The following is a 24,456-nucleotide window of genomic DNA, read 5'->3' as shown; positions in this document are numbered from 1 at the left end:
GGTGCGCCGTGCGCACCGGGGCCTGCGCGCGGCCGCTGGTGCGCGCGGCGCCACCTGCAGGATCGTCTACTGCAGGTGGCCGAGCAGGGCGTGACAGTCCACGGCGAAGCAGTCGGTCAGTTCCGGCCAGGGATTGTCCGGCAGGTTGACCAGCACGCCGAAGGCGCCGGCGGCGCGGGCGCAGTCGAGGTCGAAGCGGTAGTCACCGACCATCACCAGCTGCTGCGGCGCCACCTGCCATTGCCCGGCCAGCTGCAGCAGGCCGCCGGGGTGCGGTTTGGGCGGGGCCTCGTCGCGACCGACCACGTCGGCCGTAGCGAAACAGTCGCCGAGGCCGATCGCCTGCAGGGTCAGCAGCGCCAGTTCATGGGCATTGCGGGTGAGGATGCCGAGGCGGCAGTCGCGCTGCTGCAGTTCGCGCACCAGCGCCACGGCTCCCGGCGCCGGCTGCGCGGCCAGGGCCAGCTCGCGTTCGTGCTCGAGCAGCCAGGCATGCTTGGCTGCTGCCTCGTCCGCCGGCAGGGCGGCCAGGTGATGGAGGATGTCGTCGCTGGCGGGGATTTCCAGCGCGCGCTTGATCGCCTCGAAGTCATGCACGGCGATGGTCAGGGTGCCGTCCATGTCGAACACCCAGTGGCGCGCCTCGTGCAACCTCACTTCCAGTCCTCGCGCAGGCGCACCAGCCCCTCCTGGCAGGACGACGCCACCAACTGGCCGGCACGGTTGAAGATGCTGGCGCGGGCAAAGCCGCGGGCGTTGCCGGCCCAGGGGCTGTCCATGGCGTACAGCAGCCAGTCGTCCATGCGCAGGTCGCCATGGAACCACAGGGCATGGTCGAGGCTGGCGACCTGCATGAACTTCTGGAACACCGAGACGCCGTGGGGCAGCATCGAGGTGGTCAGCAGGTTGAAGTCGCTGGCGTAGGCCAGCAGCAGCTTGTGCAGCTGCGGCTCGGCCGGCAGCATACCGGCGGCGCGGAACCAGACATGCTTGACCGGTTCGCACGGCTCGGGGGCGAAGGGGTTGATGCGCGTCACCGGGCGGATCTCGATCGGCTTGTCGCTGGTCATGCGCTCACGCATGCGTTCCGGGATCAGGTGCGCCACCTGGCGGGCCAGCTCGGTTTCCGTGGCCAGGCCTTCCGGGCCGGGCACCTCGGGCATCGGCAACTGGTGGCTGAAGCCCTGCTCGTCAGACTGGAAGGACGCCGCGCAGGTGAAGATCGGCTGGCCCTTCTGGATCGCCGTGACCCGCCGGGTGCTGAAGCTGCCACCGTCGCGCACCCGCTCGACGCTGTACACCACCGGCAGGCTGGCATCGCCGGGGCGCAGGAAGTAGCCGTGCAGGGAGTGCACATGGCGCGCCTCCTCCACCGTCTGGCTGGCCGCCGACACGCACTGGCCGAGCACCTGGCCACCGAACAGCTGACGGAAGCCGAGGTCCTGGCTCAGGCCGCGGAACAGGTTTTCCTCGATCTGCTCCAGGCTCAGCAGGGCCACCAGATCTTCCAGCACTTGACTCATGATTCCCCTCCCTCGGGGCCGCGCAATACGGGATAGGCCGGCTGCGAGGAGAGACGCTCATCCCACACCGCGCGGCCAATGGTGAAATGGTAAAGGCTTTGCCAGCGGCTGTCGGCCAGTTCGAGCAATTCATGTACCTGATCGTCGAAGAAACAGCCGATCCCGGTACCGGACAGGCCCGCCGCCTCGGCCTCCAGGTACAGCAACTGGCCGATCTGCCCGCATTCCCAGTACAGCCGCGGATAGCACCACGGCCCCTCGGTCAGCGCCGCATCGAAGCGCGCCAGCATGGCCAGGGCCAGGCAGCCGTCGCTGGCGATGTCCTGGCCACAGGACAGGAAACCGGCCAGGCCACGGGCATCGCCTTGCAGCAGGCGATACAGCGGTAGCTCGGCATGCGCAGGCTGCCAGAGGAAATCCGCACGCAGCCCATCTGGCTGGGCTTGCCCGTCGCTGCGCGCCAGCCAGTACAGGCCGGGCTCCAGGCCCTGCACGCGGTGGACGAACAGCAGCAAATCGACCTGGGCCGGCGCGCCGAGCACGGCGAAAGGTACCGGCGAATGGCCCGGCAGCAGGCGCCGCAGCCAGGCGAACAGCAGCTCGGCGTGGATGCCGCTACGGCCGTCGAAGGCCTGGGCGCTGCGCCGCCGGTGCAGGATCGGGCGCAGCGGCAGGCCGGGGTTGTCCGTGGCCAGCAGGCCCGCCGGCGCCGCCCAGTCAACCGGCGGCAATCCTGGCGCGCGGCACAATACCTGCACCCGCGCCAGCTCCGGCCAGTCGCGGTAGTGGCGCGACAGCCGATTGGGCGTGCCGGCCATCTCCAGCGCGGCCAGGCCGTCGAGCAGGCTGTTCGGCAGCTTGAACTCGTCCGCCTGCGCTGGGCCGACCCATAGCAGGCAGTCGGCGTGCTCGGCTTCGTGGAAGCCCTCGCGATCCAGGCCGAGCAGGCCATCCAAACGCTCTTCCGCTACCCCGCGCAGCAGGCGCACCTGCCAGCCCTGGATGGCGGCGGCGATGCTCAGGCAGGCCAGGGCGTGACCGAGGTCGTGCTGGCAGTAACGGTAGGCGCGCTCGCCATACTTCCACGCCTCGCGCCAGGGGATGCTGGCCAGGCCCAGCAGAAATCCCCCCGCTGGCAACGCTGCCCGAAGCTGCTCGCCCAGCGCAGGCGGCAGCTCGGTCCGCAGCTCCAGGGCATGCTGATCGGGCGCATAGTGGGCCAGCATGCCGGCCTCGCCCAGCACCCCAGGCGGCAGCAGCAGGTAGGCCTCGGTCGGGTGCAGGTTGCCGGACGACGGGTTGACCCGCAGCGCCCAGCGATTGCCGCCCGCCTCCTTCCAGGCCGACAGAGCCAGGCTGTCGTACAGCAGCTGTGAAAGGCTGCCGCGGTTCAGCTCGGCCGGCGCGCCAATCGGCCCGGCAAACACCGCGTCGTAAGCCGGTGATTCCTCCTGCGGGCGCTGCCACAGCTCGACCAGCCGCGCCCCGGCGTAGCGGCGAAACGGTGCCGGCTGGGTCGCCCAGTCGAGCTGGCCGGGGCCCGGCGCATAGCCATCTGGCGCGTGCTTGCTGAGTTCGTGGTAGGCGCGCACCTGCTGCTCAGCGTCCATACCAGTCCTCCCGCTTGAGGCGATAGAGCCAATGCGGGCGCAACGGATGCCCGGAAGGCAGGTTCGGATGCTCGAAGTCGGCGGTCGGGTCGCGGTGCATGCCCAGGCGCTCCATCAGCCCCCAGGAGCGCCGGTTGGCCTGCACGGTAAAGGCCACCACCTGCTCCAGGCCGAGTTCTTCGAAGGCAAACCGCAGCGAACGCCGCGCCGCCTCCAGCGCATAGCCCTGCCCCCAGAACGGCCGGGCCAGGCGCCAGCCGATCTCCACCGCCGGCACGAAGGGCGCGGCGAAGCCGACTCGCGCCAGCCCGCTAAAGCCGATGACGACACCGTCCGCGCACCGCTCCAGCGCCCAGAAGGTGAAGCCATGCTCGACCTGATGCGCCATCAACCTGCCAAGCAGCTCGGCGCTGCCGGTGCGGTCCAGCACGGCGGGGAAATGCGCCATCACCTCGGGATCGGCGCACAGCTGCGCCAGGGCATCGAGATCGTCGTCGCGCCAGGGGCGCAGGATTAGGCGCTCGCTGGTCAGGATCGTGGTCATATACTGGGCTGCCATTTTTTCGAAAGCCTGCGAGAGCTCCCATTATGCTGCCGCTGGTCTACCACGACGACTACAGCCCGCCCTTCCCGGCCAATCACCGCTTTCCCATGGAGAAGTTCCGCCTGCTGCGCGACCACCTGGTGGACAGCGGCCTGACGACCGACAGCGAACTGCAGCGCCCGCAGATCTGCCCGGCGGAGATCCTCGCCCTGGCCCATTGCCCGGCCTATATCGAGCGCTTCCTCGCTGGCGACTTGACCACGCAGGAGCAGCGCCGCCTCGGCCTGCCCTGGAGTGAAGCCCTGGCACGGCGCACCGTGCGCGCAGTGGGCGGCTCGCTGCTGGCCGCCCAGCTGGCCCTGCAGCACGGCGTGGCCTGCCACCTGGCCGGCGGCACCCACCATGCGCACTTCGACCATGCGTCCGGCTTCTGCATCTTCAATGACCTGGCGGTGGTGGCCCTGCATCTGCTGGAAAGCGGCCAGGCCGGGCGCGTGCTGATCTACGACTGCGACGTGCACCAGGGCGACGGCACCGCGCGCATCCTGGAACAGGTGCCCGACGCCATCACCGTGTCGCTGCACTGCGAGAAGAACTTCCCGGCGCGCAAGGCCAGCAGCGACTGGGACATCGGCCTGCCGATCGGCATGGGCGATGCCGACTACCTCAAGGTGGTCAACGACAGCCTCGGCTACCTGCTGGCCCTCTACCAGCCGGATATCGTGCTGTATGACGCCGGCGTCGATGTGCACCAGAACGACGCCCTCGGCCACCTGCAACTCACCGACGCCGGCATCGCCGCCCGCGACGAGGCGGTGCTGCGCCATTGCCTGGAACGCGAGATCCCCGTGGTCGGCCTGATCGGCGGCGGCTACGACAAGGACCGCGCGGCCCTGGCGCGGCGCCACGGCATCCTCCATCACAGCGCCCAGCGGGTACTGGACGGCATGCTCGGTTAGAATGGCGCCCCGTTTCCTCATCGATCATCCGCAATGACCCAGCCCAGCCCAGCCAAGCAGTCCTCTGTCGCCATCATCGGTGGCGGTCCCGCCGGGCTGATGGCGGCCGAAGTGCTGGCCAATGCCGGCGTGCGCGTCGAGCTGTACGACGCCATGCCCTCGCTGGGGCGCAAGTTCCTCCTGGCCGGGGTCGGCGGGATGAACATCACCCATTCGGAAGCAAAAGAATCCTTTCTGTCGCGCTACCGCGAGCGCCGCGCGGAGATCGCCCACCTGCTCGCCGACTTCGATGCCGACGCCCTGCGCGCCTGGATTCACGGCCTGGGCATCGACACCTTCGTCGGCACCTCCGGCCGCGTGTTCCCCAGCGACATGAAGGCCGCCCCGCTGTTGCGCGCCTGGCTCAAGCGCCTGCGCGAAGCCGGCGTGCGCCTGCACACGCGCAGCCGCTGGCTGGGCTGGAACGCCGATGGCAGCCTGCGCCTGCAGACCAGCGACGGTGAACAGGCGTTGCGCGCCGACGCCTGCGTGCTGGCCCTCGGTGGCGGCAGCTGGGCGCGCCTGGGCTCCGACGGCGCCTGGGTGCCGCTGCTGGAACGGCGCGGGCTGAGCATCGCGCCGCTGCAGCCGGCCAACTGCGGTTTCGAGGTGGCGGGATGGAGTGAGCACCTGCGCGACAAGTTCGCCGGTGCGCCGTTGAAGAACGTGGCCCTGGCCCTGGACGACGAACCGGCGCGGCGCGGCGAGTTCATCCTCACCGCCAAAGGGGTGGAAGGCAGCCTGGTGTATGCCCTCTCGGCCGCCATCCGCGAGCGAATCAACCAGGCCGGCAGCGCCACCCTGCACCTCGACCTGCAGCCGGATCGCTCGCTGGAGAAGGTCAGCCAGCTGCTGGCCAAGCCGCGCGGTTCCCGCTCCATGGCCAAGCACCTGCACAGCCAGCTGGGCCTCGACGGGGTCAAGGCCGCGCTGCTGCGCGAGCTGACCAGTCCTGCGCAGTTCGCCGATCCGGCCCTGCTGGCGGCGGCGATCAAGGCCCTGCCGCTGACCCTGCTGCGCCCGCGACCGCTGGACGAGGCGATCAGCAGCGCCGGTGGCGTGCCGTTCGAGCAACTGGATTCGAATCTGATGCTGCGCCAGCTGCCCGGCGTGTTCTGCGCCGGCGAGATGCTCGACTGGGAAGCGCCGACCGGCGGCTACCTGCTCACCGCCTGCTTCGCCAGCGGCCGCGCGGCCGGGCTGGGGGTGCTGCAGTGGCTGAACAGATGACCCGCTAGCAACCAGTAGGGTGCGCCGCCTCCTGCCGGCACAGCGGCGCGCATAAAAAAGCCCGGAGTTTCCGGGCTTTCTCGTGGAGGTGTCGACTCAGTAGTCCGACTTGCCGCGCAGCTGGGCTTCGGCGGCCTTGGCCAGGTCCGGCGGCAGGAAATCCTGGTCCGGGTTGTAGTCCGGCTTGAGGAAGGCGGACAGCGCCTCCAGGTCGGACGGCGCCAGAGTGCCGGCGGCCTGCTTCAGGCGCAGGTTGTTGAGGATGTAGTCGTAGCGCGCATCGTTGTAGTTGCGTACCGAGCTGTACAGCTGGCGCTGGGCATCGAGCACGTCGACGATGTTGCGGGTACCGACCTGGTAGCCGATTTCGGTGGCTTCCAGGGCGCTCTGGTTGGAGATGATCGACTGCTTGCGCGCCTGCACGGTTTCCACGTCGGTGTTCACCGCGCGGTGCAGGTTGCGGGTGTTCTCGACGATCTGCCGACGCAGGCTCTCGCGCTCCTGCTCGCTCTGGCTCAGGCGCTGGTAGGCCTCGCGCACTTGCGAGCTGGTCAGGCCGCCGCTGTAGATCGGGATATTCAGTTGCAGGCCGATGGTGGTCTGCTCGGCATCGCCGTCATAGCGCGAAGCGCCAGGCAGGTTGTTGGCGTTGCTATTGGTGAAGCCCAGCGAGTCGTTGTCGCCCTTCTGGTACTGGGCCACGGCGTCCAGGGTCGGCGCATGGCCGGACTTGCGCTGGCGCAGGGTTTCCTCGGCCGCGTCCACCGCATAGTTGCTGGACTGCAGGTTGAGGTTCTGCTGGGCGGCGGTGTCGACCCAGGCCTTGGCGTCATTCGGCACCGGCGCCAGGATCGGCAGGGTGTGCTGGATGCCCTCGATCGCGGCGTACTCGTGGTTGGTCAGGGTGACCAGGGCCTGGAAGGCGTCCTCCACGTTGCGTTCGGCGATGATGCGGTTGGCGCGGGAGGTGTCGTAACCGGCCTGGGCTTCAAGCACGTCGGTCTTGTCCGACAGGCCGACGTCGAAACGCTCGTTGGCCTGGTCCAGCTGGCGCTTGAAGGCCGCTTCTTCGGCCTTGGTCGAGGCCAGGGTGTCCTGGGCGCGCAGCACGGCGAAGTAGGTCTCGGCGCTCTGCAGGATCAGGTTCTGTTCGGTGGCCGACAGCTGCAGGGCGTACTGCTGGTCGGTGGCCTTGGCCGCCTTGAGCTGGAACCAGCGATCGGCGCGGAACAGCGGCTGGGCCAGGTTGGCCTGGTAGGACAGACCGCTGCGCGCCAACGAAGCCGTGCCGTTGGTGGTATCCACGTCGGTATCGGTATTGGTCATGTCGGCGCCGCCGGAAATGTTCGGCAGCAAGCCGGCGCGGGCCTGCGGCACCACTTCGCTGATGGCGGCATAGTTGGCGCGGGCGGCGGCGAGGTCGGCGTTGTTGTCGACGGCTTCCTTGTAGACAGTCACCAGGCCGGTCTTGCTGCTCAGCGGGGCCTCTTCGGCCCAGGCCAGTCCGGATGCGGCGGAAGCTACTGCGAGCGCCAGAGAGAGTCTGCGTAGCATGATCAGTCCTAGATACGTGGTAATCGGGCAAGGCTAAGGGCGCGGCCTGCGGTGGTCAAGGCGCAACCGGCACGACGGTAGCCTAGTTTGCAACTAGCTTTGTTGCCTCACTGCAACAATGGGCCGTCTTTCCGACCAAACGCGCCCGGCCGGGCGGGCGCCGCATTGGTGTTCTGCCGGCCGCTTGATTAGACTGCCGACTGTTCTTGTCGGGGTGCCCAGAAGCATGGGCTGAGATCGGAAAGTTCCGGATCCCGTTGAACCTGATCAGGTTAAGGCCTGCGTAGGGAACAAGATGTACTCGCCTCGGCGAGCCCCTCTCGGCACCGCTCCCGGTGCGCCCGCGCCGCCCTTCCGCACTCCAGGTTCGCTCCGACACCAGCCAGGAGTCAGCCGATGCGTGCCGAACAACAAAAGAACCTGAGCGAAAGCGCCCAGGTCGACCAGCAGTCGATCCAGCCCTTCCCGCGTTCGCAGAAAGTCTATGTACAGGGTTCGCGTCCGGATATCCGCGTGCCGATGCGCGAGATCAGCCTGGATGTGACCCCCACCGCCTTCGGCGGCGAGATCAACGCCCCGGTCACCGTATACGACACCTCCGGCCCCTACACCGATCCGAATGTGACCATCGACGTGCGCCAGGGCCTGGCCGACGTGCGCAGCGCCTGGATCGACGACCGTGGCGATACCGAGAAGCTGCCTGGCCTGAGCTCCGAGTTCGGCCAACGCCGCCTGAACGACGCCGAGCTGACCGCCATGCGCTTCGCCCACGTGCGCAACCCGCGCAAGGCCAAGCCCGGCAAGAACGTCAGCCAGATGCACTACGCGCGCCAGGGCATCATCACCCCCGAGATGGAGTTTGTGGCCATCCGCGAGAACATGAAGCTGGCGGAAGCGCGCGAGGCCGGGCTGCTGAAAGAACAGCACGGCGGCCAGAGCTTCGGCGCCAGCATCCCCAAGGAAATCACCGCCGAGTTCGTGCGCGAGGAAATCGCCCGCGGCCGCGCCATCATCCCGGCCAACATCAACCACGTGGAGCTGGAGCCGATGATCATCGGCCGCAACTTCCTGGTGAAGATCAACGGCAATATCGGCAACTCGGCGCTGGGCTCTTCGATTGAGGAAGAAGTGGCCAAGCTGACCTGGGGCATCCGCTGGGGCTCCGATACGGTCATGGACCTGTCCACCGGCAAGCACATCCACGAGACCCGCGAGTGGATCATCCGCAACTCGCCGGTACCGATCGGCACCGTGCCGGTGTACCAGGCGCTGGAGAAGGTCGGCGGCATCGCCGAGGACCTGACCTGGGAGCTGTTCCGCGACACCCTGATCGAGCAGGCCGAGCAGGGCGTGGACTACTTCACCATCCACGCCGGCGTGCTGCTGCGCTATGTGCCGCTAACCGCCAAGCGCGTCACCGGCATCGTCAGCCGTGGCGGCTCGATCATGGCCAAGTGGTGCCTGGCCCACCATCAAGAGAACTTCCTCTATACGCACTTCGAGGAAATCTGCGAAATCATGAAGGCCTACGACGTCAGCTTCTCGCTGGGCGATGGCCTGCGCCCGGGTTCGATTGCCGACGCCAACGACGCCGCGCAGTTCGGCGAGCTGGAAACCCTCGGCGAACTGACCAAGATCGCCTGGAAGCACGACGTGCAGACCATGATCGAAGGCCCCGGCCACGTGCCGATGCAACTGATCAAGGAGAACATGGACAAGCAGCTGGAGTGCTGCGACGAGGCGCCGTTCTACACCCTCGGCCCGCTGACCACCGACATCGCCCCGGGCTACGACCACATCACCAGCGGCATTGGCGCGGCGATGATCGGCTGGTTTGGCTGCGCCATGCTCTGCTACGTGACGCCCAAGGAGCACCTGGGCCTGCCGAACAAGGATGACGTGAAGACCGGCATCATCACCTACAAGATCGCCGCGCATGCCGCCGACCTGGCCAAGGGCCACCCGGGCGCGCAAATCCGCGACAACGCCCTGTCCAAGGCGCGCTTCGAATTCCGCTGGGAAGACCAGTTCAACCTCGGCCTCGACCCGGACACCGCGCGCAGCTACCACGACGAGACCCTGCCCAAGGACTCGGCCAAGGTCGCGCACTTCTGCTCCATGTGCGGGCCGAAGTTCTGCTCGATGAAGATCACCCAGGAAGTACGCGAATACGCCGCGGAGCACGGCCTGTCCGATGAGAGCAAGGCGGTCGAGGCCGGCTTCAAGGAGCAGGCCGAGCGCTTCAAGGACGAGGGGTCGGTGATCTACAAGCAGGTGTAATGCCTGCACCGGTGTTGTGCCCACGCCAGGCGTGGGCCGCCACCCTACAAGTTACTCAGGCCCTGCATCCCGGTGCAGGGCTTTCTTTTTCTCTGCGAGGCCTTGCCCGTGAACAACCCCAGCTACTCCCCCAACCTTGCCGTGCCGCTGACCGAGCGCGTGTTCGGTGCCCGCGACCTGCTCGCCCTGTGGTTCTCCCTGGGCATGGGCCTGATGGTGCTGCAGGCCGGCGCCCTGCTCGCGCCGGGCCTGGGCCTGGCCGGCGCGCTGCTGGCGATTGTCCTCGGCGTGGCGGTCGGCGCCCTGCTGCTCGGCGCGGTCGGGGTGATCGGCAGCGACACCGGCCTGGCCTCGATGGCCGCGCTCAGACTCAGCCTGGGCCGCCAGGGCGCCGTGCTGCCGGCGCTGCTCAACCTGCTGCAGCTGGTCGGCTGGGGTGCCTTCGAGATCATCGTGATGCGCGATGCCGCCAGCCTGCTGGCCGGCAAGGCCTTCGGCGAAGACAGCGCCTGGAGCAACGCGACCCTGTGGACATTGTTCTTCGGCGCCCTGGCCACCCTGCTGGCGGTGGCCGGGCCGCTGGCCTTCGTGCGCCGCGTGCTGCGCAAATGGGGCATCTGGCTGCTGCTCGGCGCCTGCGCCTGGCTGACCTGGAACCTGTTCGCCCGCGCCGACCTGGCCGCCCTGTGGGCGCGTCCGGGCGACGGCTCGATGAGCTTCGCCCTGGGCTTCGATCTGGCCATCGCCATGCCGCTGTCCTGGCTGCCGCTGATCGCCGACTACTCGCGCTTCGGCAAGCGCTCCGGCGGCGTGTTCGCCGGCGCGGCGCTGGGTTTCTTCATCGGCTGCCTGTGGCTGATGGGCCTGGGCGTGGCCTACACCCTGGCCTTCGCCGCCCCGGATGAGGCCAACAGCCTGCTGCTGGCCCTGGCCGGCGCCGGTCTGGGCATCCCGCTGCTGCTGATCCTGCTCGACGAGTCGGAAAAGGCCTTCGCCGACATCCACTCGGCGGCGGTCTCCAGCGGCACCCTGCTGCCGCTCAAGGTCGAGCACCTGGCCTTAGGCCTGGGCGCGCTGTGCACCCTGATCGCCTGGTTCGCCCCGCTCAGCGAGTACGAAAGCTTCCTGCTGCTGATCGGCTCGGTGTTCGCCCCGCTGTTCGGCGTGGTGCTGGTCGACCACTTCGTCCTGCGCCGCCGCCAGCTGCCGCACCGGCAGGCCGCCCTGCGCTGGGACAGCCTGCTGGCCTGGGCCTGCGGGGTGACCACCTTCCATCTGCTGGTCAACTTCTACCCGGCCGTTGGCGCCACCCTGCCGGCCCTGCTGCTGGCCGGTGTTCTGCAACTGCTGCTGGGCAAGCTGCGCCGCAGCTGAAACCCGGTCGTAGGGTGCGCAGGCGCACCCTACGCAAGCGCAAGCCTTAACCGCGACCGGGGAAGTAGAAGGGCTTGAGAATGCCGTTCAGGCGCGGATAGGGAATGCGCAGCTCCGGGTGGCCGCTGCTGTAGGGGGCGATGCGCGCCACCTCGTACTTGAGCATCACCGCGCCGAAGGTCAGGGCGATGTTGTCGGTACGCTCGAACGGCCAGCTGGCCTGGTAGTCGAGGTCCCGCTCCAGGCCGTTGGCCTTCAGCCAGGCCTGGTGCGCCAGCTCGGCGGCCTGCCAGAAGGCTTGTTCCTCGTCCGGCAGCAGCATGTCCTGCAGGCTCAGCACGCGTTTGAGCTGGCGGTCGTAGTTCAGGTAGGCGCGCCCGGGAATGCCATGGGCACCGCCGGTGAAGCGGTAGCTGGACAGCTCGATGATCACCAGACGGTCATGCTGTTCCAGTATCTTGGCCTGCAGGTAGCTGCTCCAGCCGGGCTTGGCCGTGGCCAGGAAGTCGCGCTCGTAGCTGGCCAGCGACGCCGGCAGCGGGTCGCCCGGCAGTTCGAGGGTCAGGCCGAGCAGCTCGCGCTCGATCAGGGCGTTCAGCTCGGGCAGGTCGTCGAGCAGGCGCAGGTCGATATTCACCAGCGGGCAGTCGCTGCCGGCGCAACCCGGCGCCCGGTGTTCCCAGCGCTGCTGGGTGCTCGGCAAAGGCTCCTGACCACCGGCCTTGAACAGACTCTGGCAGGCACCTAAGGTCAGGGGAAGCAAGGCGATACAGATGAGTTGGCAAAGGCGCATGCGGTTTCCTTGGCTGGGGCAATGCGGGCGGCATTCGGGCGGTTGCCGGGGGCAACAGGCCGTTTGCCTGAAGTCTGACAAGTTCCATTTTCCCTGTCTGCAAGCAATCCTCCAAGGAGGCTGCGCCCGGCGCAGCGGCGCGCTAGGATGGCGCAAACACCGATCACCCTTGAGTGCACCCGCATGTCCGAACTGTTCAAACCCGGCCCCGATGCCGTCGAGATCCTCCAGCGCGAGACCTGCTTCCAGGGGTTCTACAAGCTCGACCGCCTGCAGCTGCGCCATCGCCTGTTCGCCGGCGGCATGGGCCCGGAACTCAATCGCGAACTGTTCGTGCGCCACGATGCGGTCTGCGTGCTGCCCTACGACCCGCAGCGCGACTGCGTGGTGCTGATCGAGCAGTTCCGCGTCGGCGCCATGGACAAGAACGGCAATCCCTGGCTGCTGGAGCTGGTCGCCGGGCTGATCGACAAGGACGAGCAGCCGGAGGAAGTGGCGCGCCGCGAGGCCGTCGAGGAGGCCGACCTGAACCTCGGCGCGCTGTGGCCGATCACCACCTACTTCCCCTCCCCGGGTGGTTCCGACGAACGCGTGTACCTGTATGTCGGCCGTTGCGACAGCCAGGGCGCCGGCGGCGTGCATGGCCTGGCCGAGGAAGGCGAGGACATCCGCGTGCATGTCTGGCCGCTGGAGGATGCCCTGCAGGCGGTCAGGGACGGGCGCATCAACAACGCCGCCAGCATCATCGCCCTGCAGTGGCTGGCGCTGAACCGCGCAGAAGTCAGGGGGCTGTGGTCATGAACCTGCTGCGCGAGCGCTACCGGGTCGACCTGGTCGAACTGCAGGCCGCTTGCGAAGCCAACTATGCCCGCCTGCTGCGCCTGCTGCCGGACATGCGCGACGGCCAGGGCGAACGCCGCGTGGCCCTGAGCCAGGGCGACCTGCTGCTCGGCGTGCTGGTGCTGCAGGTGCTGGAAGCCTGCCCCTACACCACCACCCTCAGCGTCAGCCAGGAGCACAGCCTGCCCTGGCTGCCGGTGCCCCGGCTGGAAGTGCGCGTCTACCACGACGCGCGCATGGCCGAGGTGGTCAGCGCGGAAAACGCCCGGCGCTTTCGCAGCATCTACAGCTACCCGAACGCCGCCATGCACCAGCCAGACGAGAAGACCCAGCTCAACCTGTTCCTCGGCGAATGGCTCAGCCACTGCCTGGCCTGCGGCCATGAGCTGGCCAGCGTGCGCTGATTCGGCTTGCACGCAATAACCCTCGGGTCTGTTCCCGCTTCGTTCGCGAGCCGCGTTGCTGCGCAAAATCGCGCCAGGCTAGGCGTGGGACGCAGGCAATGGTCATTCCCTTGGCAAGTCCCGCAACGACGCATGGCGCGATTTTGCGCGCAACCCGCAGGGACGGGCCCGTTTTTGCACGGGACGTCGTTACTCGACGGCTCATTTGGACGACCAAACCTCGCGTCTCGCGCCTAGCCCCGTGCAAAAACGGGCTCCGTCGCGGCCGTGAACGAAGCGGGAGCAGACCCTGGCTTTTCGCCGGACTTAGCGACACTAATCCCCAGCAGCACGCGGCAAATGTGACAGGTTCACGTTTAGCGGGTTTACCGAATCCGCTTTCAGCCACCATAATCCTGAGACCCTGCTCAGGAGTTGCCCCTTGCCGCACCCCGCCGCCCCGCCGCATGACCAACCGGTGCTGATCGTTCAGCTCTCCGACAGTCATCTGTTTGCCGAAGAAGGCGGCAAGCTGCTGGGCATGGATACCTGCGACAGCCTGCAGCGGGTGATCGAACGGGTGCAGCAGGAACAGCCGCACATCGACCTGATGCTGGCCAGCGGCGACCTCTCCCAGGACGGCACGCTCGGCTCCTACCAGCGCTTCCGCCAGCTGACCGATCCGCTGGCGCGGCAGGCCCGCTGGTTCGCCGGCAACCACGACGAAATGCCGGCCATGCGCGAGGCCTGCGCCGGCAGCGACCTGCTCGACCCGATCATCGACCTGGGCAGCTGGCGCATCACCCTGCTCGACTCCTCGATACCCGGCGCGGTACCCGGCTTCCTCGGCGACGACCAGCTCGAACTGCTGGAGCAATCGCTCAACGCCGCGCCTGAACGCCACCACCTGGTGTGCTTCCACCACCATCCGGTGTCCATCGGCTGCAACTGGATGGAGCCGATCGGCCTGCGCAATCCGCAGGCGCTGTTCGCCGTGATCGAGCGTTTCCCGCAGGTCAGGGCCATGCTCTGGGGCCATGTCCACCAGGAATTCGACCAGCAGCGCGACCAGGTGCGCCTGCTCGCCTCGCCCTCCACCTGCGTGCAGTTCGCCCCCGGCAGCGAGGAGTTCCAGGTCGACCGCAGCGCCCCCGGCTACCGCTGGCTGCGCCTGCATGCCGACGGCCTGCTGGAAACCGGCGTGTCGCGGGTCACCGGCATCGATTTCGAAATCGACTACAGCGTCAAAGGCTATTGAGCACTGCGCCAGGCGCCTGACCTGGCGGTCGCGTGCCGATCAGCTTGCAGCCTGGCCTGGCGAGCTAGTAGCCTCCCCGTCCTATGACCAGCATCCTCTATATCCACGGCCTCAACAGTGCGCCGACCTCGACCAAGGCCAGCCAGCTGTTGCGCGTCGCCGAACACTGCGGCATCGCCCACCACCTGCGCGTGCCGGCCCTGCACCACCACCCGCGCCAGGCCATCGCCCAGCTGCAGGCGGCCATCGTCGAACTGGGCCGGCCGCTGCTGGTGGGCAGCTCGCTGGGCGGCTACTACGCCACCCATCTGGCCGAACGGCATGGCCTGAACGCCCTGCTGATCAACCCGGCGGTGCGCCCGCACCGCCTGTTCGACGGCAAGGAAGTCGAGCAGACCAACTATTACACCAACGAGACCTGGCTGCTTACCCACGACCACGTGCAGGCTCTGGCCGAGCTGGAAGTGCCGGCCCCGCAGGACGCCCAGCGCTACCGCGTGTGGCTGCAGACGGCCGACGAGACCCTCGACTACCGCCACGCCGAAGCCTTCTACGCCGGCTGCCGGCTGGATATCCAGGACGGCGGCGACCACAGCTACCAGGGCTTTGCCGGCCGCCTGCCGGAAATCCTCGAGCTGGCTGGTTTCAGCCCGGCAATCTGGCAAGATTTCGACTTTTCCACCCTTTGAGCCTCGCGGGGCTGCCAGCGCGCAGCCCGTCTAGCGCCCAGATCAACTGACGACAAGAGACCCCATGGCCCAGCAGAACTCCTACAACGCCGATGCCATCGAAGTCCTCTCCGGCCTCGACCCGGTGCGCAAGCGCCCGGGCATGTACACCGACACCTCGCGGCCCAACCACCTGGCCCAGGAAGTCATCGACAACAGCGTCGACGAGGCCCTGGCCGGCCACGCCAAGTCGATCCAGGTGATCCTCCACGCCGACAACTCCCTGGAAGTGCTCGACGACGGCCGCGGCATGCCGGTGGACATACACCCGGAAGAAGGCGTGCCCGGGGTCGAGCTGATCCTCACCAAGCTGCACGCCGGCGGCAAGTTCTCCAACAAGAACTACCAGTTTTCCGGCGGCCTGCACGGCGTGGGCATCTCGGTGGTGAACGCGCTGTCGACGCGGGTAGTGGTCACCGTCAAGCGCGACGGCAACGAGTACCAGATGAGCTTCGCCGACGGCTACAAGGCCAGCGACCTGGCCGTGGTCGGCACGGTGGGCAAGCGCAACACCGGCACCAGCGTGCACTTCTGGCCGGACGCCAAGTACTTCGACTCGGCCAAGTTCTCGGTCAGCCGCCTCAAGCACGTGCTCAAGGCCAAGGCCGTGCTCTGCCCGGGCCTGGCGGTGAGCTTCGAGGACAAGGCCAGCGGCGAGAAGGTCGAGTGGCACTACGAGGACGGCCTGCGTTCCTACCTGGTAGACGCCGTGAGCGAATACCAGCGCCTGCCCGAGGAGCCCTTCGTCGGCAGCCTGGCCGGCAACAAGGAAGCCGTCGACTGGGCCCTGCTGTGGCTGCCCGAAGGCGGCGAGAGCGTGCAGGAAAGCTACGTCAACCTGATCCCCACCGCCCAGGGCGGCACCCACGTCAACGGCCTGCGCCAGGGCCTGCTGGACGCCATGCGCGAGTTTTGCGAGTTCCGCAACCTGCTGCCGCGCGGGGTCAAGCTGGCCCCGGAAGATGTCTGGGAGCGCATCGCCTTCGTCCTCTCGATGAAGATGCAGGAGCCCCAGTTCTCCGGGCAGACCAAGGAGCGCCTGTCCTCGCGTGAGGCGGCGGCATTCGTGTCTGGAGTCGTTAAAGACGCCTTTAGCCTGTGGCTCAACGCCCATCCGGAACTGGGCCTGGCCCTGGCCGAACTGGCCATCAGCAACGCCGGGCGCCGCCTCAAGGCCGGCAAGAAGGTCGAGCGCAAGAAGATCACCCAGGGCCCGGCGCTGCCCGGCAAGCTGGCCGACTGCGCCGGCCAGGACCCGATGCGCTCCGAGCTGTTCCTGGTCGAAGGCGACTCCGCCGGCGGCTCGGCCAAGCAGGCGCGCGACAAGGAATTCCAGGCGATCCTGCCGCTGCGCGGCAAGATCCTCAACACCTGGGAAGTGGACGGCGGCGAAGTCCTGGCTTCGCAAGAGGTGCACAACATCGCCGTGGCCATCGGCGTCGACCCGGGCTCGGCCGACCTCGGCGAGCTGCGCTACGGCAAGGTGTGCATCCTCGCCGACGCCGACTCCGACGGCCTGCACATCGCCACCCTGATCTGCGCCCTGTTCGTCCGCCACTTCCGCCCGCTGGTGGATGCCGGCCACGTCTACGTGGCCATGCCGCCGCTGTACCGCATCGACCTGGGCAAGGAGATCTTCTACGCCCTCGACGAGGCCGAGCGCGACGGCATCCTCGATCGCCTGGTCGCCGAGAAGCGCCGCGGCAAGCCGCAGGTCACCCGCTTCAAGGGTCTCGGCGAGATGAACCCGCCGCAACTGCGCGAAACCACCATGGACCCCAACACCCGGCGCCTGGTGCAGCTGACCCTGGAAGACTTCGAGGGCACGCTGGAGATCATGGACATGCTGCTGGCGAAGAAGCGCGCCGGCGACCGCAAGAGCTGGCTGGAAGCCAAGGGCAACCTGGCCGAGGTCCTGGCGTGAAACTGAGCGCCGCCCTCGCCGGCCTGCTGCTGAGCGCTGCGCTGCAGGCGGCGCCGGCACCCGCGCCGGTCGAGCTGCAGCTGCTCGCCGAGCACCCGGTGGACGGCCTGGACGGCAGCAACCTGTCCGGCCTGGCCCGCTGCGGCGACGAGTGGCTGGCGGTCTCCGACCGCGCCGACGACCGCCTGTACCGCCTGCAGGCCCGGGTCGACAGCTGGCAGGCGGTCGCCGAGCGCTTCAGCGCCCCCGCGGCACCGGCCAGCGGCCTGCCCTGGGGGCTGCGCATGCGCAGCTGGGCGATCAACCAGCTGCGCGGCGGCAGCCTGGACTTCGAGGGCATCAGCTGCGACGGCGCCGGCAACCGCTACCTGCTCAGCGAAACCCAGGCCGCGGTGCTGCAACTCGGCCCGAGCGGCAGTGCCGAGTGGCTCACGCTGCCCGCCGGCCTGGTGCGCCAGGCCCGCGCCAGCGGCATGCTGCTCGGTTTCAACGCCCTGTTCGAAGGCATCGCCATCGACGCCCAGGGCGAACGCCTGTGGCTGGCCGCCGAACGCGAACGCCGCGGCCTGCTGGTGCTGCACAAGCGCAACGGCGGCTGGCACTGCACCGGCGGCTGCGTGCTGCTCAGCGAAGGCGGGCTGCAGGCCTCGCTGGCCCAGCCGGACAGCGGCAAGCAGGTGCCCCTGGATTTCGCCGACCTGCACTACTTCAACGGCCGCCTGTTCAGCCTGGAACGCGCCGGCCACCGCATCTGCCGGCGCAACCCGAGCAGCGGCGCCAGCGAGAAATGCTGGTCGTTCGCCGCCGCCGCGCTAAGTGCCCCACGCCGCTACGCCAGCCCCTACGGCGTGGCCGAAGCCCTGTGGCTGGACCAGGACAGCGCCTGGGTCGGCCTGGACAACGGCGGCAAGGCCCGCGCCGACGGCGAAAGCCGGCCGCTGCTGTGGCACCTCAAGGCCCCCGCCGACGGCTGGAGCGCGCCATGAGCGCACCCCAGGCGCCTGGCCAGCGCGCCGGCCGGGTCATGCTGGTGCTGGCCTGGGGCGCCGGCCTGCTGCTGGCCACGCACTTCTTCGGCCGGTGGGAAGAGCGCCGCGCCAACCCCAACCAGCAGCCGCAGTCGGTGCATGGCGAAGGCTACATCGAGGTGCGCCTGGCCAGCGGCCGCGGCGGCCATTACCTGCTCACCGGGCAGATCAACGGCGACCCCGTGACCTTCCTCCTGGATACCGGCGCCAGCGCCGTGGCGATTCCCGCCGAACTGGCCGAGGAGCTGCGCCTGAAGCCCGGCGCGCCGGTGCAGATCCGCACCGCCAACGGCACGGTCACCGGCCAGCGCACCCGCCTGGCGTCCCTGCAGCTGGGCGACATCCGCCTGCACGACGTGGCGGCACTGATCACCCCCGGCATGGACGGCGACGAGGTGCTGCTCGGCATGAGCGCCCTCAAGCAACTCGAATTCACCCAGAAGGGCGGCACCCTGGTGCTGCGCCAAGCGACTTCCCAGAAATGGCCTGTTTCGCAATGACTTCTTTCGTAATGACCACTTTGCCAATGAGGCACGCATGAGCGATTCCCTCGACCTGAGCCTGGACGGCGTGGAGCGCCGCTCCCTTGCCGACTTCACCGAGCAGGCTTATCTCAACTACTCCATGTACGTGATCATGGACCGCGCCCTGCCGCATATCGGCGACGGCCTCAAGCCCGTGCAGCGGCGCATCGTCTATGCCATGAGCGAACTGGGCCTGGACGCCGATTCCAAGCACAAGAAATCGGCGCGCACCGTCGGCGACGTGCTCGGCAAGTTCCACCCGCACGGCGACAGCGCCTGCTACGAGGCCATGGTGCTGATGGCGCAGCCGTTCAGCTACCGCTACACCCTGGTCGACGGTCAGGGCAACTGGGGTGCGCCGGACGATCCCAAGTCCTTCGCCGCCATGCGCTACACCGAGGCGCGCCTGTCGCGCTACTCGGAAGTGCTGCTCAGCGAGCTGGGCCAGGGCACCGTGGACTGGGTGCCGAACTTCGACGGCACCCTGGACGAGCCGGCCACCCTGCCGGCACGCCTGCCCAACCTGTTGCTCAACGGCACTACGGGGATTGCAGTCGGCATGGCCACCGACGTACCGCCGCATAACCTGCGCGAAGTGGCGTCGGCCTGCGTGCGCCTGCTGGATGAGCCGAACGCCACGGTCGAGCAGCTGTGCGAGCACATCCTCGGCCCGGACTTCCCCACCGAGGCGGAAGTCATCACGCCCAAGGCCGACCTGCTGAAGATCTACGAGAGCGGCCGGGGCTCGGTGCGCATGCGCGCCGTGTACCGCGTCGAGGACGGCGACATCGTGGTCACCGCCCTGCCGCACCAGGTCTCCGGGGCCAAGGTGCTGGAGCAGATCGCCGCGCAGATGCAGGCGAAGAAGCTGCCGATGGTCGCCGACCTGCGCGACGAGTCGGACCACGAGAACCCCTGCCGCATCGTCATCATCCCGCGCTCCAACCGGGTGGATGCCGACGAGCTGATGACCCACCTGTTCGCCACCACGGAGCTGGAGTCCAGCTACCGGGTCAACACCAACGTCATCGGCCTGGACGGCAAGCCGTCGGTCAAGGACCTGCGCACCCTGCTGACCGAATGGCTGCAGTACCGCGTCGGCACCGTGCGCCGCCGCCTGCAGTTCCGCCTGGACAAGGTCGAGAAGCGCCTGCACCTGTTGGAAGGCCTGCTCACCGCGTTCCTCAATCTGGATGAAGTGATCCATATCATCCGCACCGAGGACTCGCCCAAGCCGGTGCTGATGGAGCGCTTCGGCCTCACCGAGATCCAGGCCGACTATATCCTCGACACCCGCCTGCGCCAGCTGGCACGGCTGGAAGAGATGAAGATCCGCGGCGAGCAGGACGAGCTGGCCAAGGAGCGCGCCAAGCTGCTGGCCCTGCTCGGCAGCGAAGCCAAGCTTAAAAAACTGGTGCGTCAGGAAATCCTCGACGACGCCGAGAAATACGGCGACGACCGCCGCTCGCCGATAGTCGCCCGCGCCGAGGCCAAGGCCCTGTCCGAAACCGAGCTGATGCCGACCGAGCCGGTCACAGTGGTGCTTTCGGAAAAAGGCTGGGTGCGCTGCGCCAAGGGCCACGACATCGACGCCACCGGCCTATCGTACAAGGCCGGCGACGGCTTCAAGGCCGCAGCTCCAGGCCGTTCCAACCAGTACGCCGTGTTTATCGACAACACCGGGCGCAGCTATTCACTGGCCGCCCACTCGCTGCCGTCGGCCCGCGGCCAGGGCGAGCCGCTCACCGGCCGCCTGACCCCGCCGCCGGGCGCGACCTTCGACTGCGTGCTGCTGCCGGATGACAACGCCCTGTACGTGATCGCCTCGGACGCCGGCTACGGCTTCGTGGTCAAGGGCGAGGATCTGCAGGCCAAGAACAAGGCCGGCAAGACCCTGCTGACCCTGCCCAGCGGCGCGCTGGTGGTGCCGCCCAAGCCGCTGGCCAACCGCGAGGAAGACTGGCTGGCGGCGGTGACCACCGAAGGCCGCCTGTTGCTGTTCAAGGTCGCCGACCTGCCGCAACTGGGCAAAGGCAAGGGCAACAAGATCATCGGCATCCCCGGTGAACGGGTGGCCAGCCGCGAGGAATACCTCACCGACCTGGCCGTGCTGCCCAGCGGCGCCACCCTGGTATTGCAGGCCGGCAAGCGTACCCTGTCGCTCAAGCCGGACGACCTGGAACACTACAAGGGCGAACGCGGCCGCCGCGGCAACAAGCTGCCACGCGGCTTCCAGCGGGTCGATGCGCTGCTGGTCGAGGCACCAGCCGTTTAAGGGACGTCCGTAGGGTGCGCCGCGCGCACCAGGGTCCCGCAGGGGGTTGCGGTGCGCACGGCGCACCCTACGAATGGGCACAGGAGCCACGCCATGGACGCTGCCGAGCTTCGCTGGCAGGAAGACAAGCAGGGCCGTACGCACTTGTGCGTCAGCGGCCAGTGGACCCTGCACGCGCGCAAGCCGGACCTGCTGGCGGTGCTCGATGCCTATTCGGCCGTAGGCGCCGAGCTGCCGGTGCGGGTCGCCGTCAGCGCCTGGGACAGCAGCCTGCTGGCCCTGCTGCGCCGCCTGCAACGCCTGGCCGGCGAGCGCCGGCTGGAACTGCACTGGCTGGAACTGCCGCACGATGTCGAACGCCTGCTGCAGATGGGCAGCGCCCACCCGATCCAGGCCGCCGACCAGCCCAACGCCAGCGGCAACCTCCCGACCCGCCTGGGCCAGGGCTTTCTCGGCCAACTGACGACCCTGGCCAACAGCTGCACCTTCCTCGGCGAAATCTGCCTGGCCCTGCTGCGCCTGTTGCAGGGCCGCTCGCGCCTGCGCGCCGGCGACTTCTGGCTGGCCCTGCAGGCCTGCGGCCCCGGCGCCCTGCCGATAGTCGCGCTGATCGCCACCCTGGTCGGCCTGATCCTCGCCTTCGTCGGCGCCGCCCAGCTGGAGGCCTTCGGCGCCCAGCTGTACATCGCCAATATGGTGGCCATCGGCATGACCCGCGAGATGGGCGCGCTGATGACCGCGGTGATCATGGCCGGGCGCACCGGCGCGGCCTATGCCGCCGAGCTCGGCAGCATGCAGGCCAACGAGGAGATCGACGCGCTGAAGACCTTCGGCTTTCCGCCGCTGGAGTTCCTGGTGCTGCCGCGCCTGCTCGCCCTGCTGGTGGCCATGCCGCTGCTGTGCGTGTTCGCCGATGCCCTCGGCATCCTCGGCGGCTTCATCATCGGCGCCGGGCTGTTCGACATCTCCGCCACCCAGTACCTCAACCAGAGCCTGGAGATGCTCAGCCTCACCGACTTCCTCCTGGGCATCTTCAAGAGCCTGGTGTTCGCCGTGCTGATCGGCCTGATCGGCTGTCACTACGGCCTGGCCAGCGGACGCAACGCCCAGGCCGTGGGCCAGGCCACCACCCGCGCGGTGGTCAGCATCATAGTCGCCCTGGTGGTCAGCGATGCGCTGATCACGCTGATCTGCACCCAGCTGGGGATCTGACATGAACGAGCCCGTGCTGACCGTGGAACAGCTGGACGCCGGCTATGGCACGCGGGTGATCCAGCACGACCTGAATTTCAGCGTCCGGCGCGGCGAAGTATTCGTCATCATGGGCGGCAGCGGCTGTGGCAAGAGCACCCTGCTGCGCCACCTGATCGGCCTGCAGGCGCCGCTGGGCGGGCGCGTGCTGTTCCACGGCGAGGACTTCTGGGCGCAGGACGAGGCGCGCCGCGCCGAGCTGCTGCAGCACTTCGGCGTGCTCTACCAGAACAGCGCGCTGTGGGGCTCGATGACCCTGCGCGAGAACATCTGCCTGCCGCTGGAAACCTACCGACCCAACCTGGCCCGCGCCGAACTGGACGAGCTGGCCGCGCTCAAGCTCAGCCTGGTCGGCCTCGGTGGCTGCGACGAGCTGTACCCGGCCGAGCTGTCCGGCGGCATGCGCAAGCGCGCGGCGCTGGCCCGCGCCCTGGCGCTGGACCCGCAGGTCTTGTTCTTCGACGAACCCTCGGCCGGCCTCGACCCGATCAGCTCCAAGGCCCTCGATGAACTGATCCTGCAGCTGCGCGACAGCCTCGGCTCCAGTATCGTGCTGGTGACCCACGAGCTGCCGAGCATCTTCGCGGTGGCCGACACCTGCCTGTTCCTCGACGGCCAGGCCGGCACCCAGATCGCCCTCGGCGCCCCGCGCGAGCTGCTGGCCCAGGGCCCGCAGACGGTACAGCGCTTCCTCGGGCGCAACGGCACATTCCTCAAGGCGGAGGACCCATGAGCGAAACACGCAAACCCTTTCTGATCGGCAGCTTCCTGCTCGGCGGCCTGGTCCTGCTGGTGGCCGGCGCCCTGCTGCTGTCGCGGGAAAGCTGGTTCAGCCAACCCAGCGAGTACGTGGTGTATTTCACCGGTGCCCTCGACGGCCTGGACGTCGGCGCCGACGTCACCTACCGCGGGGTGAAGATCGGCAGCGTGCGCGAGATCCGCCTGTCCTACGACAGCCAGATCAAGGACGTGGTGATGCCGGTGATCCTGCGTGTCGACCCGCAGAAGGCCGCCAGCCAGCGCGACTTCGACAAGGTGGTCAAGCAGCTGATCAAGCGCGGCCTGCGCGCCCAGCTGCAGACTCCCAGCCTGCTGACCGGCAAGGCGATAGTCGCGCTGGACATGTTCCCCGACCAGGCCGGCTACGTGTTCAGCCCCAGCGACGTCGACCTGCCGAGCATCCCCAGCGTGCCCTCGCGCATCGACCAGGCCGCCAATGTGCTGCAGGAACTGGCCAGCAGCCTGCGCGAAGTGCCGCTGCGCGAGCTGATCGAATCGGCCAACCGCACCCTGCAGGCCATCGAGAAGCTGAGCAGTTCCGAGGACCTGCACCAGGGCCTGGAAAGCCTGTCCGCCACCCTGGCCAATCTCGACCGCCTAAGCCGGCATCTGGAGCAACAGTTGCCCGGCCTGCTCGATTCGGCGCAGCGCAGCAGCGGCGAACTCAACGCCACCCTGGTGGAGATCCGCCAGGCCGCCGCCAGCACCCGGCAGACCCTGGAGCAGGCCAACGGCCTGCTGGTCGACGGCCGGCACAGCATCGGTCCGCAATCGACCCTGCAATACGAGCTGGGTAACACCCTGCAAGAGCTCAGCCGCGCCAGCAAGGCCCTGCAACGCACCGCCGAGACACTGGAACAGCAACCGCAATCGCTGATCTTCGGGAAGCCCCAGCCATGAGCCAACGCCTGCTGCACGTCGCCGTCCTGCATTTGGCCTTCCTGCTGCTCGCTGCCTGCAGCAGCGCGCCGCCCCAGCAGTTCTACCAGCTCGGCAACGGCACGCCGCCCGCCGGGCAGCATGCCGACGGCCCGGCCGTGCTGCTCGGCCCGCTGCAACTGGCCGACTACCTGCAGCGGGAAAGCCTGATGCAGCGCCACAGCGCCCAGCGCCTCGACGTCAGCAGCGAGGGCCGCTGGGCCGGCAGCCTGCAGGACGACATCGGCCAGCTGCTGCTCGCCACCCTGGCCGGCGAGCTGCACAGCAGTCGCCTGGCGCTGTATCCGAACCGCATCGGCTTCCCGGCGCAGGCGCAGGTCATCCTGCATATCAGCCGCCTCGACTCCGGGCCGCAGCAGCCGGCGGTGCTGGAAGCCCGCTGGCGCCTGCTGGACGGCCAGGGCGAGCAGCGCGCCAGCGACCTGCTGCACCTGCAGCAGAGCCACGACGGCAGCCTGGAAGCCCAGGTGGCGGCGCAGAGCCAGCTGGTCGAACGCCTCGGCCAGCAGCTGGCCGCCGCCATCCGCGCCCTGCCGCCGGCACCCGCCGCAGGGCTCCGCTGAGCAGGGCAGGCTGGAGTCCGGCGGCGCTTTGACGGATGATACGCGGCCGCAGGCCAG

At 68.4% G+C, this 24,456-nt stretch carries 22 protein-coding genes and 1 riboswitch; of the genes, 16 read left to right on the top strand and 6 right to left on the bottom strand.

Going from position 1 to position 24,456, the window contains the following annotated elements; genetic code table 11:
• Nucleotides 1-66: 66 nt before the first annotated feature.
• From GV001_RS03995 to GV001_RS03980, 4 genes are read right to left on the bottom strand one after another with little or no spacing between them, the layout of a single operon-like run.
• Nucleotides 67-657: an HAD family hydrolase gene (locus tag GV001_RS03995; protein ID WP_178091798.1), complete on the bottom strand. Its 591-nt coding sequence runs from the start codon at nucleotides 655-657 to the stop codon at nucleotides 67-69.
• The gene (gene tesB, locus GV001_RS03990) at nucleotides 654-1,523 is read right to left on the bottom strand and encodes an acyl-CoA thioesterase II (RefSeq protein ID WP_160078359.1); all 870 of its coding nucleotides are present in this window, start codon (nucleotides 1,521-1,523) and stop codon (nucleotides 654-656) included. The genes GV001_RS03995 and tesB overlap by 4 nt, the downstream gene beginning before the upstream one ends.
• Nucleotides 1,520-3,133 carry a SagB/ThcOx family dehydrogenase gene (locus GV001_RS03985; RefSeq protein WP_160078357.1) on the bottom strand — a complete coding sequence of 538 codons (1,614 nt, stop codon included), beginning with the start codon at nucleotides 3,131-3,133 and terminating at the stop codon, nucleotides 1,520-1,522. Before GV001_RS03985 ends, tesB begins: the two co-directional genes overlap by 4 nt.
• Nucleotides 3,123-3,677: a GNAT family N-acetyltransferase gene (locus GV001_RS03980; protein WP_160078355.1), complete on the bottom strand. Its 555-nt coding sequence runs from the start codon at nucleotides 3,675-3,677 to the stop codon at nucleotides 3,123-3,125. Before GV001_RS03980 ends, GV001_RS03985 begins: the two co-directional genes overlap by 11 nt.
• 41 nt (nucleotides 3,678-3,718) lie before the next feature.
• Here GV001_RS03980 and GV001_RS03975 point away from each other — a divergent pair, with 41 nt between their 5' ends.
• Complete coding sequence (locus GV001_RS03975; RefSeq protein WP_160083153.1) at nucleotides 3,719-4,636, top strand: histone deacetylase; 918 nt, start codon at nucleotides 3,719-3,721, stop codon at nucleotides 4,634-4,636.
• Between the two features lie 33 nt (nucleotides 4,637-4,669).
• Nucleotides 4,670-5,905 carry a TIGR03862 family flavoprotein gene (locus tag GV001_RS03970; RefSeq protein ID WP_160078353.1) on the top strand — a complete coding sequence of 412 codons (1,236 nt, stop codon included), beginning with the start codon at nucleotides 4,670-4,672 and terminating at the stop codon, nucleotides 5,903-5,905.
• 96 nt (nucleotides 5,906-6,001) lie between these two features.
• Here the strand turns inward: GV001_RS03970 and GV001_RS03965 are convergent, their stop codons facing one another.
• Entirely contained in the window at nucleotides 6,002-7,459 is a 1,458-nt protein-coding gene (locus GV001_RS03965; RefSeq protein ID WP_160078351.1) for a TolC family outer membrane protein, read from the bottom strand.
• Nucleotides 7,460-7,659: 200 nt separating this feature from the next.
• Nucleotides 7,660-7,766: riboswitch (TPP riboswitch) on the top strand.
• A gap of 89 nt (nucleotides 7,767-7,855) precedes the next feature.
• Between GV001_RS03965 and thiC the strand changes: the two genes are divergently transcribed.
• Nucleotides 7,856-9,739 (top strand): phosphomethylpyrimidine synthase ThiC, encoded by a 1,884-nt coding sequence (gene thiC, locus GV001_RS03960; protein WP_160078349.1) that lies wholly within the window; start codon nucleotides 7,856-7,858, stop codon nucleotides 9,737-9,739.
• A gap of 108 nt (nucleotides 9,740-9,847) precedes the next feature.
• Nucleotides 9,848-11,113: a putative hydroxymethylpyrimidine transporter CytX gene (gene cytX, locus GV001_RS03955; protein ID WP_160078347.1), complete on the top strand. Its 1,266-nt coding sequence runs from the start codon at nucleotides 9,848-9,850 to the stop codon at nucleotides 11,111-11,113.
• Nucleotides 11,114-11,159: 46 nt separating this feature from the next.
• Here the strand turns inward: cytX and GV001_RS03950 are convergent, their stop codons facing one another.
• A complete protein-coding gene (locus tag GV001_RS03950) occupies nucleotides 11,160-11,906 on the bottom strand; it encodes an RsiV family protein (protein WP_160078345.1) in 747 nt (248 codons plus the stop codon).
• 183 nt (nucleotides 11,907-12,089) lie between these two features.
• On the opposite strand from GV001_RS03950, the gene GV001_RS03945 reads away from it, so the two are divergent.
• From GV001_RS03945 to GV001_RS03890, 12 genes are all read left to right on the top strand, one after another.
• Nucleotides 12,090-12,707 carry an NUDIX domain-containing protein gene (locus GV001_RS03945; protein WP_160078343.1) on the top strand — a complete coding sequence of 206 codons (618 nt, stop codon included), beginning with the start codon at nucleotides 12,090-12,092 and terminating at the stop codon, nucleotides 12,705-12,707.
• Nucleotides 12,698-13,150, top strand: coding sequence for a DUF1249 domain-containing protein (locus tag GV001_RS03940; RefSeq protein WP_160488945.1), 453 nt, complete (start codon nucleotides 12,698-12,700; stop codon nucleotides 13,148-13,150). Before GV001_RS03945 ends, GV001_RS03940 begins: the two co-directional genes overlap by 10 nt.
• A gap of 421 nt (nucleotides 13,151-13,571) precedes the next feature.
• Nucleotides 13,572-14,387 (top strand): 3',5'-cyclic-AMP phosphodiesterase, encoded by an 816-nt coding sequence (gene cpdA / locus GV001_RS03935; protein ID WP_256664858.1) that lies wholly within the window; start codon nucleotides 13,572-13,574, stop codon nucleotides 14,385-14,387.
• Between the two features lie 83 nt (nucleotides 14,388-14,470).
• Nucleotides 14,471-15,076, top strand: coding sequence for a YqiA/YcfP family alpha/beta fold hydrolase (locus GV001_RS03930; RefSeq protein ID WP_160078339.1), 606 nt, complete (start codon nucleotides 14,471-14,473; stop codon nucleotides 15,074-15,076).
• A gap of 64 nt (nucleotides 15,077-15,140) precedes the next feature.
• Nucleotides 15,141-17,039, top strand: a complete 1,899-nt coding sequence (parE, locus tag GV001_RS03925; RefSeq protein ID WP_160078337.1) for a DNA topoisomerase IV subunit B — start codon at nucleotides 15,141-15,143, stop codon at nucleotides 17,037-17,039.
• The gene (locus GV001_RS03920) at nucleotides 17,036-18,025 is read left to right on the top strand and encodes an esterase-like activity of phytase family protein (RefSeq protein WP_372238505.1); all 990 of its coding nucleotides are present in this window, start codon (nucleotides 17,036-17,038) and stop codon (nucleotides 18,023-18,025) included. Before parE ends, GV001_RS03920 begins: the two co-directional genes overlap by 4 nt.
• The gene (locus tag GV001_RS03915; protein WP_256664857.1) at nucleotides 18,022-18,567 is read left to right on the top strand and encodes a TIGR02281 family clan AA aspartic protease; all 546 of its coding nucleotides are present in this window, start codon (nucleotides 18,022-18,024) and stop codon (nucleotides 18,565-18,567) included. The genes GV001_RS03920 and GV001_RS03915 overlap by 4 nt, the downstream gene beginning before the upstream one ends.
• 37 nt (nucleotides 18,568-18,604) lie before the next feature.
• The gene (parC, locus tag GV001_RS03910; protein ID WP_160078335.1) at nucleotides 18,605-20,866 is read left to right on the top strand and encodes a DNA topoisomerase IV subunit A; all 2,262 of its coding nucleotides are present in this window, start codon (nucleotides 18,605-18,607) and stop codon (nucleotides 20,864-20,866) included.
• Between the two features lie 93 nt (nucleotides 20,867-20,959).
• A complete protein-coding gene (locus GV001_RS03905; RefSeq protein ID WP_160078333.1) occupies nucleotides 20,960-22,078 on the top strand; it encodes an ABC transporter permease in 1,119 nt (372 codons plus the stop codon).
• 1 nt (nucleotide 22,079) lies between these two features.
• Entirely contained in the window at nucleotides 22,080-22,850 is a 771-nt protein-coding gene (locus tag GV001_RS03900) for an ABC transporter ATP-binding protein (protein ID WP_160078331.1), read from the top strand.
• A complete protein-coding gene (locus GV001_RS03895; protein ID WP_160078329.1) occupies nucleotides 22,847-23,797 on the top strand; it encodes an MlaD family protein in 951 nt (316 codons plus the stop codon). Before GV001_RS03900 ends, GV001_RS03895 begins: the two co-directional genes overlap by 4 nt.
• Entirely contained in the window at nucleotides 23,794-24,399 is a 606-nt protein-coding gene (locus GV001_RS03890; RefSeq protein ID WP_160078327.1) for a membrane integrity-associated transporter subunit PqiC, read from the top strand. The genes GV001_RS03895 and GV001_RS03890 overlap by 4 nt, the downstream gene beginning before the upstream one ends.
• Nucleotides 24,400-24,456: the final 57 nt, after the last annotated feature.

Source organism: Pseudomonas sp. 8AS (genome assembly GCF_902506505.1).
Classification (GTDB): domain Bacteria; phylum Pseudomonadota; class Gammaproteobacteria; order Pseudomonadales; family Pseudomonadaceae; genus Aquipseudomonas.
Note: the sequence above shows the minus strand (reverse complement) of the source record. Positions and strands in the feature narration are given on the sequence as shown.

What these genes read in the sequence shown, in the direction of transcription:
- tesB (WP_160078359.1), bottom strand. Translation starts at nt 1,523, where the DNA reads ATGAGTCAAGTGCTGGAAGATCTGGTGGCCCTGCTGAGCCTGGAGCAG.
- GV001_RS03985 (WP_160078357.1), bottom strand. Translation starts at nt 3,133, where the DNA reads ATGGACGCTGAGCAGCAGGTGCGCGCCTACCACGAACTCAGCAAGCAC.
- GV001_RS03980 (WP_160078355.1), bottom strand. Translation starts at nt 3,677, where the DNA reads ATGACCACGATCCTGACCAGCGAGCGCCTAATCCTGCGCCCCTGGCGC.
- GV001_RS03970 (WP_160078353.1), top strand. Translation starts at nt 4,670, where the DNA reads ATGACCCAGCCCAGCCCAGCCAAGCAGTCCTCTGTCGCCATCATCGGT.
- GV001_RS03965 (WP_160078351.1), bottom strand. Translation starts at nt 7,459, where the DNA reads ATGCTACGCAGACTCTCTCTGGCGCTCGCAGTAGCTTCCGCCGCATCC.
- thiC (WP_160078349.1), top strand. Translation starts at nt 7,856, where the DNA reads ATGCGTGCCGAACAACAAAAGAACCTGAGCGAAAGCGCCCAGGTCGAC.
- GV001_RS03950 (WP_160078345.1), bottom strand. Translation starts at nt 11,906, where the DNA reads ATGCGCCTTTGCCAACTCATCTGTATCGCCTTGCTTCCCCTGACCTTA.
- GV001_RS03945 (WP_160078343.1), top strand. Translation starts at nt 12,090, where the DNA reads ATGTCCGAACTGTTCAAACCCGGCCCCGATGCCGTCGAGATCCTCCAG.
- GV001_RS03930 (WP_160078339.1), top strand. Translation starts at nt 14,471, where the DNA reads ATGACCAGCATCCTCTATATCCACGGCCTCAACAGTGCGCCGACCTCG.
- parE (WP_160078337.1), top strand. Translation starts at nt 15,141, where the DNA reads ATGGCCCAGCAGAACTCCTACAACGCCGATGCCATCGAAGTCCTCTCC.
- GV001_RS03915 (WP_256664857.1), top strand. Translation starts at nt 18,022, where the DNA reads ATGAGCGCACCCCAGGCGCCTGGCCAGCGCGCCGGCCGGGTCATGCTG.
- parC (WP_160078335.1), top strand. Translation starts at nt 18,605, where the DNA reads ATGAGCGATTCCCTCGACCTGAGCCTGGACGGCGTGGAGCGCCGCTCC.
- GV001_RS03905 (WP_160078333.1), top strand. Translation starts at nt 20,960, where the DNA reads ATGGACGCTGCCGAGCTTCGCTGGCAGGAAGACAAGCAGGGCCGTACG.
- GV001_RS03900 (WP_160078331.1), top strand. Translation starts at nt 22,080, where the DNA reads ATGAACGAGCCCGTGCTGACCGTGGAACAGCTGGACGCCGGCTATGGC.
- GV001_RS03895 (WP_160078329.1), top strand. Translation starts at nt 22,847, where the DNA reads ATGAGCGAAACACGCAAACCCTTTCTGATCGGCAGCTTCCTGCTCGGC.
- GV001_RS03890 (WP_160078327.1), top strand. Translation starts at nt 23,794, where the DNA reads ATGAGCCAACGCCTGCTGCACGTCGCCGTCCTGCATTTGGCCTTCCTG.